The sequence below is a fragment of the Peribacillus sp. NPDC097198 genome (assembly GCF_044762055.1).
Lineage (GTDB): Bacteria > Bacillota > Bacilli > Bacillales > DSM-1321 > Peribacillus.
Genome location: NZ_JBIWDO010000003.1, coordinates 390,293 through 403,042 on the forward strand (window position 1 = coordinate 390,293; position 12,750 = coordinate 403,042).

14 protein-coding genes and 1 pseudogene are annotated in these 12,750 nt (G+C 37.0%); 10 read left to right on the forward strand and 5 right to left on the reverse strand.

What is annotated here, in order from left to right; translation table 11 throughout:
* Positions 1 to 339: 339 nt before the first annotated feature.
* Positions 340 to 606: a CotD family spore coat protein gene (locus ACIQXQ_RS07340; protein ID WP_402875342.1), complete on the forward strand. Its 267-nt coding sequence runs from the start codon at positions 340 to 342 to the stop codon at positions 604 to 606.
* Between the two features lie 253 nt (positions 607 to 859).
* Positions 860 to 1,552 (forward strand): annotated as a pseudogene (locus ACIQXQ_RS07345) (N-acetylmuramoyl-L-alanine amidase).
* A gap of 226 nt (positions 1,553 to 1,778) precedes the next feature.
* Here ACIQXQ_RS07345 and ACIQXQ_RS07350 read toward each other — a convergent pair.
* Positions 1,779 to 2,054, reverse strand: a complete 276-nt coding sequence (locus ACIQXQ_RS07350) for a YqhV family protein (RefSeq protein WP_402956403.1) — start codon at positions 2,052 to 2,054, stop codon at positions 1,779 to 1,781.
* A 376-nt stretch (positions 2,055 to 2,430) separates the two neighbouring features.
* On the opposite strand from ACIQXQ_RS07350, the gene ACIQXQ_RS07355 reads away from it, so the two are divergent.
* Positions 2,431 to 3,039 (forward strand): VanZ family protein, encoded by a 609-nt coding sequence (locus ACIQXQ_RS07355; RefSeq protein ID WP_402956405.1) that lies wholly within the window; start codon positions 2,431 to 2,433, stop codon positions 3,037 to 3,039.
* 92 nt (positions 3,040 to 3,131) lie between these two features.
* On the opposite strand, the gene ACIQXQ_RS07360 is transcribed toward ACIQXQ_RS07355, so the two are convergent.
* Positions 3,132 to 4,625, reverse strand: a complete 1,494-nt coding sequence (locus ACIQXQ_RS07360) for a peptide MFS transporter (RefSeq protein WP_402956407.1) — start codon at positions 4,623 to 4,625, stop codon at positions 3,132 to 3,134.
* A gap of 753 nt (positions 4,626 to 5,378) precedes the next feature.
* On the opposite strand from ACIQXQ_RS07360, the gene ACIQXQ_RS07365 reads away from it, so the two are divergent.
* Positions 5,379 to 5,615: a GlsB/YeaQ/YmgE family stress response membrane protein gene (locus tag ACIQXQ_RS07365; protein WP_402875429.1), complete on the forward strand. Its 237-nt coding sequence runs from the start codon at positions 5,379 to 5,381 to the stop codon at positions 5,613 to 5,615.
* 170 nt (positions 5,616 to 5,785) lie between these two features.
* Here the strand turns inward: ACIQXQ_RS07365 and ACIQXQ_RS07370 are convergent, their stop codons facing one another.
* Together ACIQXQ_RS07370 and lexA are read right to left on the reverse strand one after the other, a co-directional pair.
* The gene (locus ACIQXQ_RS07370; protein ID WP_402956409.1) at positions 5,786 to 6,073 is read right to left on the reverse strand and encodes a hypothetical protein; all 288 of its coding nucleotides are present in this window, start codon (positions 6,071 to 6,073) and stop codon (positions 5,786 to 5,788) included.
* A gap of 192 nt (positions 6,074 to 6,265) precedes the next feature.
* Positions 6,266 to 6,889 carry a transcriptional repressor LexA gene (gene lexA, locus ACIQXQ_RS07375; RefSeq protein WP_402875352.1) on the reverse strand — a complete coding sequence of 208 codons (624 nt, stop codon included), beginning with the start codon at positions 6,887 to 6,889 and terminating at the stop codon, positions 6,266 to 6,268.
* 159 nt (positions 6,890 to 7,048) lie between these two features.
* On the opposite strand from lexA, the gene yneA reads away from it, so the two are divergent.
* From yneA to ACIQXQ_RS07405, 6 genes are all read left to right on the forward strand, one after another.
* Positions 7,049 to 7,360 (forward strand): cell division suppressor protein YneA, encoded by a 312-nt coding sequence (yneA, locus tag ACIQXQ_RS07380; RefSeq protein ID WP_402875354.1) that lies wholly within the window; start codon positions 7,049 to 7,051, stop codon positions 7,358 to 7,360.
* 12 nt (positions 7,361 to 7,372) lie between these two features.
* On the forward strand, positions 7,373 to 8,029 hold the full coding sequence (locus ACIQXQ_RS07385) for a YneB family resolvase-like protein (protein WP_402956411.1): 657 nt from the start codon (positions 7,373 to 7,375) through the stop codon (positions 8,027 to 8,029).
* 64 nt (positions 8,030 to 8,093) lie between these two features.
* Positions 8,094 to 8,327: a DUF896 domain-containing protein gene (locus tag ACIQXQ_RS07390; RefSeq protein ID WP_402875358.1), complete on the forward strand. Its 234-nt coding sequence runs from the start codon at positions 8,094 to 8,096 to the stop codon at positions 8,325 to 8,327.
* Between the two features lie 231 nt (positions 8,328 to 8,558).
* Complete coding sequence (gene tkt, locus ACIQXQ_RS07395; protein WP_402875359.1) at positions 8,559 to 10,565, forward strand: transketolase; 2,007 nt, start codon at positions 8,559 to 8,561, stop codon at positions 10,563 to 10,565.
* 275 nt (positions 10,566 to 10,840) lie between these two features.
* Positions 10,841 to 11,281 carry a sporulation inhibitor of replication protein SirA gene (sirA, locus tag ACIQXQ_RS07400; protein WP_402956413.1) on the forward strand — a complete coding sequence of 147 codons (441 nt, stop codon included), beginning with the start codon at positions 10,841 to 10,843 and terminating at the stop codon, positions 11,279 to 11,281.
* Positions 11,282 to 11,365: 84 nt separating this feature from the next.
* A complete protein-coding gene (locus ACIQXQ_RS07405; RefSeq protein WP_402875361.1) occupies positions 11,366 to 11,581 on the forward strand; it encodes a YneF family protein in 216 nt (71 codons plus the stop codon).
* A gap of 346 nt (positions 11,582 to 11,927) precedes the next feature.
* Here ACIQXQ_RS07405 and ACIQXQ_RS07410 read toward each other — a convergent pair whose 3' ends face one another.
* Complete coding sequence (locus ACIQXQ_RS07410) at positions 11,928 to 12,662, reverse strand: glucose 1-dehydrogenase (RefSeq protein WP_402956415.1); 735 nt, start codon at positions 12,660 to 12,662, stop codon at positions 11,928 to 11,930.
* Between the last annotated feature and the right edge of the window lie 88 nt (positions 12,663 to 12,750).

Below are 12,750 nucleotides of genomic sequence, written 5' to 3' on the forward strand. Positions count from 1 at the left end.
TAAAAATCCGTGTTTAATTTTTGACTTATATTTAAAATAGGTAAAAAAACCTAAATAAATAGTAGCACTATTGAATTAGTATTGTAAGCGGGCAATTTTGGTCATTTTATCTTTAATTGGCAGTGTTGTTGAGGGGAACCGTATAACTTCCTTTATTCTTGTATTACTTTGATTATAAATACAAATGATCTATTTTTGACTAGTAATGACTCATTCAGTGGTTTCATTTATATTATCCTGACCAATATAAAAATTAGTGTATTCGTTTAGTACAAGTTACCACCTTACTTCATAAGCTACACTGTAAGTACTAAAACTAACTAAAGGTGGGATTTTATAATGAGTTGTAATTGTAGGAAGTGCCGTGAACAAAGGGAAGAAGTGATTACTAGCCCAACTGAAACGGTTGTTAATACCAGAGTGAATCGACGGGTAGTGAAGCATATACACCCTACTGAAGTTATCAATGTAAATAGAACCATTGTTAGAAATGAACATTATTATCCTGTAAGGGAACGGGAAGTATATGAAACAGTGGAAGAAAATTTAGACTGCGGAAGCAATGTTAATAACTCTAATCGTTGCAGACCGTTTTGGAATAGATAATTAACATGTAGGGCACTCATCAGACATGAGTGCCTTTTCTTTTTAAGAAGTAGTCAGTTTCAAAGAGTAGAACATACTTTTATGTAATAATCATTTGAATTTAAAAGAATATATGCTGTACTGTCATTCTAATAAGGGCCATCCCTGTATTATGCAGTTCTTTAGTCGTGTATCACTGCTTTGAGGGTAATCAAATGACATATGTACAAGCATTTATAGGGGACATACATAGAATTAATAGGAGGTGATAATTATGGTGAAAATATATATTGATCCAGGTCATGGGGGGAAGATTCAGGCACCATAGGTAATGGATTGAAAGAAAAAGATCTTACATTAAAAATTGCTAAAAAAATCAGGGAGTTTCTTGCACGGTATAAGAATGTATCGACAAAGATGAGTCGTACAGGAGATACGTATCCGTCCTTATCGGCACGGACAAACGAAGCAAATGCTTGGGGAGCTGATTTCTTTTTGTCCGTCCATATTAATGCCGGTGGTGGACAAGGATATGAAGATTATATTTATACATCCACTAATCAGGTTACTAAAAAGTACCAGGATAATATCCACGCTGAAATTCTGAAACTTGTGGATTTGAAAGATCGTGGGCAAAGAACGGGAAATTTACATGTGCTTCGGGAATCCACTATGCCTGCTTTATTGACTGAAAATGGCTTCATCGATAATGTTTCTGATGCCTCTAAGTTGAAAAAGAGTGCTTTTATTGAAAATTTGGCTCAAGGACATATCAATGGAATCGTTAAATCATTCAATTTGAAAAGGGAAAGAGGAGGTACCAAGTAACACTCACACGATTGTAAAGGGTGATACTCTTTATAGCATTGCCATAAAATATGGAACAAGTGTGTCTAAACTTTTAGCTTTGAACCCTAAGGTTAAACCCAATTACCTTGAAATCGGTCAAAAACTGCGAGTGAAATGATAGCTCTGGATGGTGAATGAAACATTATCAAGTACTTCGAGATACCACACTACACACCATATCTAATCCCATCTCTTATTGAGATTAAAGAAGTTGATTAAGTGAATTGTAGAAATGGCTGTCATATATGTAGATAATCTGAAAATATCGTTGGTGAAATCAAAAAGGTGCCGAAATGTTTTATCATGGGTAATCCCATTTATTGAGAATGGTTGTTTTATGCTTATTATTCGCTTTTTATTCCAATAAATATAATGGTCACTCCTATAAAGATGCATGAAACTTTAAAGAGGGAAAGCTTTTCGGTCATCCCGAATAAACCAACAGCTGTTGTACTAATAAGTATTATAGGTCCAACGAGTGCGAGGGAACTATTCACAACCAATGCTTTTTCGATATCATTAAGTCTTAACATGAGTATAGCTGCGAATATTTCTATACTTCCCGAAAGCAAACGAAGTAAACCCATTATAAGAACGGCTTTTTCAAAAGCTATAAACATGATTTTCCCCTCCGAACTTTTGTGCACGTTTATCTTATGAATCTATTTTAAAAAATAGGACAACTTTATCCTATCCCGGTGGTCGTTCCATTTGAAAATACCCATCGTTATGGACTTTATGAAGGGGGTCAGGTGGAAGTCAGGTGACAAGATCTTTCTTGGCTAAACAGTACGATAGCCGATAGATACCAATATATATATATATATATATATATATAATAAAAGTCGGTCAGAAATTACGTGTTAAGGAGTATGTCAAGGGAGAGAAAAAGTAGGAAATCTTATGAGTGTTGTACCAAGCGCTATATCTTTCATATTGACGGTATGTCCTCAATAGCCTAGGATGTAATGGTATTCGTTTGAAGGAGGGCCCCATATGACTTATAAAACGCTATTGCTTACGCTTCTGTTCTCACAGGGGTTATTCTTCGGTGGTCTACCTATTTTTCTTCAACTCCTATTCTATTTGAACCCTTGGGTGATCATGGTTGTATGGGTTTGTATTGTAGTCTCTGTGTTGATGATCGTCTTATTGGTCAGGGGGGAAACAATAAAACTACCCCGATTGTATTGGCAGGTAGCGATAAGTGGTTATAGTTTCTCTTTGCTAGTTTTACTTTTCTTCCGACCTGAAGGACAGGAATATTCGTATAACATTATCCCGTTATCTACAATCAGCACTTATTTGACTGGTGATTCGAATTGGCTTGTTTCTTTTTATAATCTAAGTGCCAATATAGGATTATTCATTCCATTTGGATTGTACCTGCTATCCAGAAAAGGAAAAAAGATGACCGGTATTCCAAAATTTTTTATTCCCTTTTTCTCAATCTCAATCATAGAAATATGCCAGTATGTTTTTCAAAGAGGAAGTTTGGATATAGATGATCTTATTTTGAACCTTATTGGGGTATATTTGGGATATTTGTTGTATCGTTGGTTCGTGAAAGTGATAGATATTATCCCCGCAAAGCGGAGTACATAATGAAAATCCGGTAGGGTTCAGTAACATACAGTGTTGACGAAAAACAAAAAAAGCCAGCTATTCCATGATAGGAGAAGCTGGCTTTTTTTGTGTTAACGTAAGCCTTTCATAAAGCCTTGAATCTTTGGTGATATTGCCAATAGGATAAATCCTAAAATCAATGAAGTGATTCCGATAGCCCCGAAATAGACCATTTCCGTGTCCGCAGAGTAAAATCTTACAATTTGAGCATTTAATGCTTGTGCTGCTGCATTGGCTAAGAACCATAAACTCATCATTTGTGCTGAGAACGCAGATGGAGCAAGTTTAGTGGTTGCTGACATACCAACAGGTGACAAGCAAAGCTCTCCAATTACTACAAGGAAATAACTAAGTACAAGCCATAATGGGCTAACTAATGAACCGGCTCCTCCAAAATAAGAGGGAACCAAAATTACTAGGAATGATAAACCAGCAAAGAATAGGCCAATCGAAAACTTTTGGGGTATAGTTGGCTGACGTTTCCCTAATTTAACCCATAACCATGCGAATAAAGGTGCTAAAGTAATGATGAACAATGGATTTAAAGATTGGAACCATGCTGGTGAAATGTGAAAACCGGCAAATTCTAACTGTGTCCGTTTATCAGCATAATTTGCTAAAATAGTTGAGCCTTGTTCTTGAATGGCCCAAAACATAACAGCTGCTATAAATAAAGGGATATAGGCTAGTAAACGTGAACGCTCAACAGATGTTGTTTTCGGACTACGATACATCACAATAAAATACATGGTAGGAATTAGAATTCCAAGGATACCAACAAGCCCGATGAAGCTATTAAGTGTTAAGAGACCATTTGAGATAGCGATTGCACAAATGATGGCAATAATTATAATAGCTAGCCCAATCTTAGTGTAAACAGATTTCTTTTCATTAGAAGCCAAAGGATTGACAGGGGTTATTCCTGCAAGTCCCAGATTTTTTTTCTTTGTAGCCATGAAGACGATTAATCCAATAAACATACCAACGGCTGCAATGCCGAATCCAAGATGGAAATTGTAATTCATTCCAACTGTTCCGACAATAAGCGGAGCAATGAATGCACCCGTGTTTATTCCCATGTAGAATATGCTGAAACCAGAATCACGACGGTTATCGTCTTCCGCATATAGCTCTCCAACAATACTGGATACATTAGGTTTTAAAAGACCTGTACCTATAACGATTAGTATCATGGAAACGAAGAACATGGAAATGCTGCCCGGAATCGCAAGGGCAATATGACCAAGCATAATCAATATACCGCCGTAAAAAACGGATTTCGATGTTCCGAAGATCCTATCGGCTAACCATCCACCAATAATTCCGGACATATATACTAACGACCCATAGATGGATACAATGGCTAGAGATGTTTTTTCATCAAGACCTAGTCCGCCTTTAGATACCTCATAATACATATAGTATACAAGAATGGCCTTCATACCATAATAGGAGAAGCGCTCCCAAAACTCCGTGAAGAAAAGAGTGAATAGTCCTTTAGGGTTTCCGAAAAAACCTTTTTGAGGAATGCTATCCAAAATTTTCTGTTTATTTATTGATGACATACATTCTCCTCCTTTTATTATTGTATAATAACTTTTCTTAGAGCTCTTGTAAAGAATATTTAGTGTATTTTAATAATAGTTCTTAATAACCTGTGTTTATATTCCATTTTAGTAAAATGCAGGACTATCGAAATAGTATAATTAGGTAAGAAGGTATATATTAGAGCCCTTTAATCACTTTGGATTGAAAACGCACCGTTCATTTGATATATAATCCAATAAGTAAATGATTTGGGGTTTCGAATTGCAAGAACCTTCAACAAGTTATGAAAATCCAATTTTAAATGGTTGTGTAGAAAAAATGATGATGAATAAAGGTTGAAATATTAAAAAAGTATGGTAGGAAATAGTGTAAATAATTGAAAATAGGAATATTGTCATATCGACAAAAGAAGCCAAAATACTTATTCTAGTATAGAAAGCAATTTAATTGTTTTCTTTTTTACCATGTGGTGCCGCCAGATAATTGCAGTTATCTGGCGGCATTTATTATTATAACCAAATAATAATTTTCAACCATTCTTACTGGATGGTTTTCTTTGTGGTAGGGAGAACGGAAGATCAAACACTAAAGGCCACCCTTTTTAGGGCGGCCTTTTATAGTACCTATATAGGTAGAAGTATATAAGCAGCCGATAAGTTTATTGCCTGAGGAGCTTAAAGTGATTTTCATTAGTCACAAGTCTGTTCTATTAATAAAAAAATTTCATAAATTTTAGAGAAAGGAGGTGGTTATTTTTGGAGCTAATTTGGATGTTAATTGTTGGTGGAATAATTGGATGGCTGGGAAGCCTGATTTTAGGAAGGGATATGCCGGGTGGAATTATTGGAAATATCATTGCTGGATTTGTTGGAGCATGGCTTGGTACTGCAATATTAGGGCCAATCGGACCTGAAACAGAAGGGTTTTACATTGTGCCTGCGTTACTGGGTGCCATAATTGTAGTGTTCATTGTATCCATTATCATGAGAAATACAAGATGGAGGTAGAAAGCAGAGGGTACACGATTGAATAAATTTTCCAGAATCACGTGTAGATGGTTTAGAGAAAGCTGATCTATATGTGTCCATTATTGCTTGAAAATGCTGTTCAACAATACTGGACAGTTTTTTTGCGTAAAAAAATAGAGGTTTCGATTAAAGGATCGATCAGTGTTTACTCAATCCGAATGATTATCAGAGTTCCTAAAGGATACGAAAGCTGTTTTAAGTGCGGCGTAATTACCGATACTGGCGTATCCGTAAAACCATCCCATAAAAATCCCGGTAGTCAAGTTATGCCGATGGCTTATGAATATAGAAATGATTAAACCAAGACATAACGCAATAGTGGGTACGTAACTTCGGGGGATAGGAAAGAGAAACTTTATAATTTGGGTCAAAATCATGATAGTTGGGATAGCCATTACAGCATCCCAAAAATTCGTATGTATCGTCGGAAAATCCATAGTAACACCACTTTCAAAAAGAAATGTCTATTGAACTAATTTCACCGGATATAAAAGAATTATACCTTGTTATTTTGACTCGGTTTGTTATTCAATGCTCTCTAGTAAAATATTATAATATTGCTTCTGTCATATACATAGGATGTAATACATAGACTTAAAACAAATAAAAAAAGCGCAATTTGCGCGCTTTTAGTGAATTTGCCTATATAGCCCGATCACTCTTCCAAGAATGGTTACATCTCTTAGAATGATAGGTTCCATATTGGAGTTTTCTGGCTGAAGCCGTATGTAATCCGGTTCCTTAAAGAATCGTTTAACGGTGGCTTCATCATCTTCCGTCATGGCCACGACGATATCTCCGTTATTGGCATTGCTTTGTTGTTTTACAATGACATAATCTCCATCATGAATTCCCGCTTCAATCATACTTTCACCCATAATTTCAAGCATGAACACATGATCATCATGTGGAACCATACTTTCAGGAAGAGGGAAGTATTCCTCTATGTTCTCGATGGCAGTTATCGGCATACCTGCGGTTACTTTTCCGAGAAGTGGTACGTTAACTACGTTTGTTTTTGGAATGTTATTAGATTCTTCTATATTTAAAATCTCAATGGCCCTTGGTTTAGTCGGGTCGCGTCTGATTAAGCCTTTGCTTTCCAAACGAGATAAATGTCCATGTACAGTCGAACTTGATGCAAGTCCCACAGCTTCGCCAATCTCTCTAACGGAAGGTGGATAACCTTTTTGACGAACTTCATCTTTTATGAAATCAAGAATATCCTGCTGCCGTTTTGATAGTTTAGTCATATACGCACCTCTTCTCTATAATTCTTTGCTATATTATAGCATGGCTCTCCATGCTATACAAACATAAGTTCGAATTTGGTTGTTGACTGAAACAAACGTTCGTATTATAATTCAATTATCAACTAAAAACGAACGTACATTCGCTACGGAGGGATATTAATGAAGACATTTTGCAAAAATAATATCTATACGATTCTATTAGCAGGATTTGTATTTATCTTGTCTATTTTATTCTCTTTCACATTAGATAGTAATCAAAATAAGGATTTCCTTTCGATTGAAATTAACGAAGGTGATACTATATGGGAGATTTCAGAAGAATATGGTCAAACCGAATTGACAAAAAAAGAATTCATTGGTTGGATAGAAGAGTATAACGGTGTAAGGGCGGATACGATTAAGGCAGGTCAAATCATTGTCATACCAGTTGAAAGTGAAAAAGTAGTCCAAAGTTTGGCTAGTAAGCAGTAAAGGTAGGTTCATATGAAAGCAGTCATCTATTGTCGGGTAAGTACAGAAAAAGAAACACAGGAAACCTCGCTAGCTAGGCAGGAAGAGGAATTAGTAAAGTTAGCAGAACATAATGACATGGAAGTCGTTTCAATAATAAGAGAGCAGGCAAGTGGTTACGAACTGAACCGTGACGGGATATTTGACATGCTTGATCTTTTTAAGACAAAAGAAGCGGATGTTCTCCTGATACAAGATGAAACTAGGTTGGGAAGAGGAAATGCTAAAATTGCCTTGTTTCATGTTGTACTTAAAGAAGGAGTGAAGATTTTCACACTTTCTCATGATGGTGAATTAGAGTTATCGGACTCTGATGCCATGGTTATCCAAATTGTTGGTATTGTAGAAGAATATCAACGCAAACTACATAACCTGAAAATTAAACGTGGTATGCTTAGGGCCGTTGAAAATGGCTACCGCCCCCAGAAAAACCTGAAGAACCAAAGAAACTCCACTGGCAGGGATCGTAAAGAAGTACCCATAGAAGAAATTGTGAAACTGCGTTCGAATGGATTAACTTTTGCCGAGATTGCGGCAACACTGAGAGGCTTTGGCTATGACGTGTCAAAAGCAACGGTACACCGCAGATTCTTGGAATACCAGCAGGGTATACCGGAGAATCAATCATAGAACTTGTAATTTCACTTTTTTTTTAATACCATGTCAATATCCGTATATATAAAGGAGAAAAATTATGCTATCAAAAGAAAAAATGGCACGTATCAATGAACTTTCTAAAAAAGCAAAAGGAGAGGGCTTAACTGTAGAAGAGGCGAAAGAGCAAACTTCCTTACGAAGTGAGTATTTGGAGACATTTAGACGTTCGATGGCTGATACGCTGGAAAATGTTAAAGTTATCGATCCAGAAGGTAATGATGTCACGCCTCAAAAAATAAAAAATATTAAAGAAAAAAAAGGTTTACATTAACCAATAAGGACTGATGATGGCCCCATCATTAGGATTACTCATGAGGAATGTAAAGTGAAAAAAGAGAATGCATCGATGTATGTATTCTCTTTTTTGGTTTAACCTAACCTTGGTGAATCCTTAATTAGTAGAAAATTGAATTAGCTGTGCAAGAAATGGTTATTTTAGTTGTGATATTAAGTTAGTCAATATAATATAAAGAGGTACACTACAGGAAAGGATGTTTTACACATGTTAGATAAATTAGATGCACTTTCTATTAATACAATTCGTACATTATCGATCGATGCAATTGAAAAGGCTAATTCAGGTCATCCAGGCATGCCTATGGGTGCAGCTCCCATGGCATATAAGCTGTGGACTGATTATATGAATCATAACCCGAAAAATCCTGATTGGTTTAATAGAGACCGTTTTGTTTTATCGGCAGGACATGGTTCCATGCTATTATACAGTCTCCTGCATTTATCAGGTTACGGCTTGACAATGGATGACTTAAAGGGTTTCCGTCAATGGGGAAGTAAAACTCCTGGGCATCCTGAATACGGACATACTGCTGGAGTAGATGCCACTACTGGACCACTTGGCCAAGGGATTGCAATGGCTGTAGGTATGGCAATGGCAGAACGTCACTTGGCTGAAAGCTACAATCGTGATTCTTATAATGTGGTTGATCATTATACATATAGTATTTGTGGGGATGGAGACTTAATGGAAGGCGTTTCAGCTGAAGCTGCTTCTTTAGCAGGCCATCTTCAACTAGGAAGACTTGTCGTTTTATATGATTCAAACGATATTTCTCTTGACGGAGATCTTAGCCAATCATTCAGTGAAAGTGTAGCAGACCGTTTTAAATCATACGGCTGGCAGTATCTGAGAGTGGAAGACGGCAACGATTTACAACAAATCGCAAAAGCCATTGAAGAAGCAAAGACTGATGAAGCTCGTCCAACCTTAATCGAAGTGAAGACAGTGATCGGTTATGGTTCTCCTAACCGCTCTGGTAAGTCTGCTGCTCACGGTGCTCCTCTTGGTGCTGATGAAATGAAGTTGACAAAAGAAGCTTACAAATGGACATTCGAAGAAGACTTTTATGTTCCGGATGAAGTATATGCACACTTTAATGAAGCTTGTGTAGAAGCTGGAAATAAAAAAGAACAAGAATGGAATGAACTATTTAATAAATATAAAGAAGCGTACCCTGAGCTCGCAGAACAGCTGGAGCTTTCTATAAAAGGTGAACTACCTGCAGACTGGGATCAGGAAATTCCAGTTTATGAAGAAGGCAAGACATTGGCTTCGCGTGCTTCAAGTGGAGAAGTATTGAATGCATTAGCGAAAAAACTACCTAGCCTTATTGGAGGTTCAGCTGATTTAGCAGGATCAAATAATACATCCATCAAAGGTGCTACAGATCTATTGCCTGGAAATTATAGTGGACGTAATATTTGGTTTGGTGTACGTGAATTCGCTATGGGAGCAGCATTGAACGGGATGACGCTACATGGTGGCATCAAGGTTTACGGTGGAACATTCTTCGTATTCTCTGATTATCTACGTCCATCCATCCGAATGGCTGCCTTAATGGGCCTTCCTGTAACCTATGTATTCACTCACGACAGTATCGCTGTCGGTGAAGACGGACCAACACATGAGCCTATTGAACAATTAGCCTCATTACGTGCCATGCCTAATCTCGGTGTGATACGTCCAGCTGACGGTAATGAAGTTGCAGCAGCTTGGAAGGTCGCTATTGAGTCTAAGGATAAACCAACGGCTCTTGTGTTAACACGCCAAGGTTTACCAACAATCAAAAACACATCAGAAACTGCTTATGAAGGTGTGGTAAAAGGTGCTTATGTGATATCAGACGCTAAAAAAGAAGTAGCGGATGCATTGCTACTGGCTACTGGTTCTGAAGTTCACCTAGCGGTCGAAGCACAGCAAGCATTGTCGGAAGAAGGAATTGAAGTTTCCGTTATCAGCATGCCATCATGGGATCGTTTTGAAACTCAATCCAAGGATTACAAACAAAGTGTCATCAACCCGGCTGTCAAAAAACGTCTGGCTATCGAAATGGCCTCACCTTTTGGCTGGGACCGTTATACAGGGGATGAAGGTGAAATTTTAGCCATTAATCATTTTGGCGCTTCAGCTCCAGGTGGTAAAATCATGAAAGAATTCGGCTTTACCGTTGAAAATGTAGTAGCTCGTGTGAAAGAGATGCTTGTTAAATAATAGTGAGCAATACATGACTGGCACCTATTTATGAGGTGTCAGTTTTTCTTATGTATAAGATATATGAGGACTTATTTAAAAAAATCCCATTCGACAAAAAAAGATGAAAATTTCTCCAGTAAACAACATATCTTGTTGTTTTGTCAAGATATAATAAGAATAATTAATTATCGATTAAATATGTCAAATGGGTAAAGGTTTATAATGATTCATGGCAAAAGCCATTACGTTTTACTATGTGTTTATAAATTGAGATCCTAGGGAGGTATAGGCTAATGAGAACCTATCAGATTTTTTTGATTGAAGATGAATTCGCCCATCATTATTATGGTAGGGAAAAGCTTTTCTTCAATTTGTTTTTGGAGTATATTCAAGCAAAGGGTGGACTAAGGAGTATTTTGCAAAAACAAATCGAATACGTCACTAAGACAGTGCCTGTCATCCAATTGCAGGCGGTTATTGAACAGCGGTTAAAGAAAAAGATGAATTTTTGGTCGCAAAACGGTAAATACTATTTAGAAAAAACAAGTGGAACTAGCAAGGCAGCATTAACTATTGAGGGTGAATCCATAATACTTAAATCTGAGGGTGACGTTGAAGCGGAGACTGCTTTCTTTGAATGTATTCGTAAATGCGAGCCAGGTTTTCTAGCCATAGATTTTGAACATGAAAAGTATGGTTGGTTAAAACCGATTAAAGAAAGAAAATTTGTCTAAATGGGGGACTTTTCGCTAGCGGGTATTGTATAATAATATTTGGTCTAGTACACTGATGTTAGACAACATGAAGGAGGAAATAGTATGTGGGTTTACATTCTAGTTGGCGTACTAGCATTGATTTTGGGAATAGTGCTAGGATTTTTCATCGCTCGTAAATACATGATGGATTACTTAAAGAAAAATCCGCCAATTAACGAACAAATGTTGAAAATGATGATGATGCAAATGGGTATGAAACCGTCCCAAAAGAAAATTAATCAAATGATGAGTGCTATGAATAAACAACAAACCAAATAAATAGCATGAAAATCGCTATGCACTAATTTTTAATCGATTGATTATGGCTATTATAGGATGAGCAAATCATAAAATGCATTACAGAGTAATCTTTCATCATAAATTTTTGTTTGCTTTATCTTTCATCACGATCCGAAACCTCTTTCTCTGACGAAATCTACCAGAGAAGGGGGTTTTTTGCGTGAAGAAGAATCAGTTATAAGGGCTAGGACTGGAAAAAATTGATATTTAGGTATACAGAAAGGAAAGAGGAGATAGAAGGGATCCCATTCAAATGGCCATTAAATGAAAAATAGGTTGCCCCAAGATAAAAGAGGGCAACCTGTGTTGTATGTGTCATTTTATATTATTGTGCAGTTAATCCGCCGTCAATTACGAATTCAGCTCCTGTAGAATAGCTTGATTCTTCGGAAGCTAGGAAAAGAACGAGATTGGAGACTTCTTCTGGCTGTGCCACGCGTTTAAGAGGAATATGTTTGGCAAATTCTTTGATGACTTCAACAGCATCGCCTTGGGTTACCATTGGTGTTTCAATCACACCTGGGTGTACTGAATTCACGCGGATTCCATAACGTGAAAAATCAATTGCGGCTGCTTTTGTCATTCCGCGAACGGCAAATTTTGTATCCGTATAACCAATTGCACCAGCCACTAGCCCGTTCATTGAAGAAATATTGACGATTGATCCGTTTTCAGTTTTCTTCATGGATGAAACAACGGTTTTCATTCCCAAAAATACAGATACTTGGTTAATTTTTACGATTTTAAGGTACTGATCCAAGGTTGTATCTTCAATGGAGTTATTAAGGCTTATTCCTGCATTGTTTACTAAAATGTTTACTGGGCCAAATGTGTTTTCAGTCTCGGTAACGACAGTCTGCCAATCGGCTTCGCTAGAAACGTCTTGTTTAATAAATATGGCGTTTTCGCCTAGTTCTTTCGCTAGGGCTGCTCCGGCTTCTTCATTTAAGTCGGTTAAAACAACTTTTGCGCCTTCTTCAACAAATTTACGCGCATGAGTCGCACCCATACCGGCTGCTGCGCCAGTGATAATCGCTACTTTATTTAATAACCTTTCCATAAATAACACCTCATTATTATTTTTTTGATAGTTGAACTATCATTTTATGCATTTTTATTTTATACTATTTAACAGAATATATCAAGCA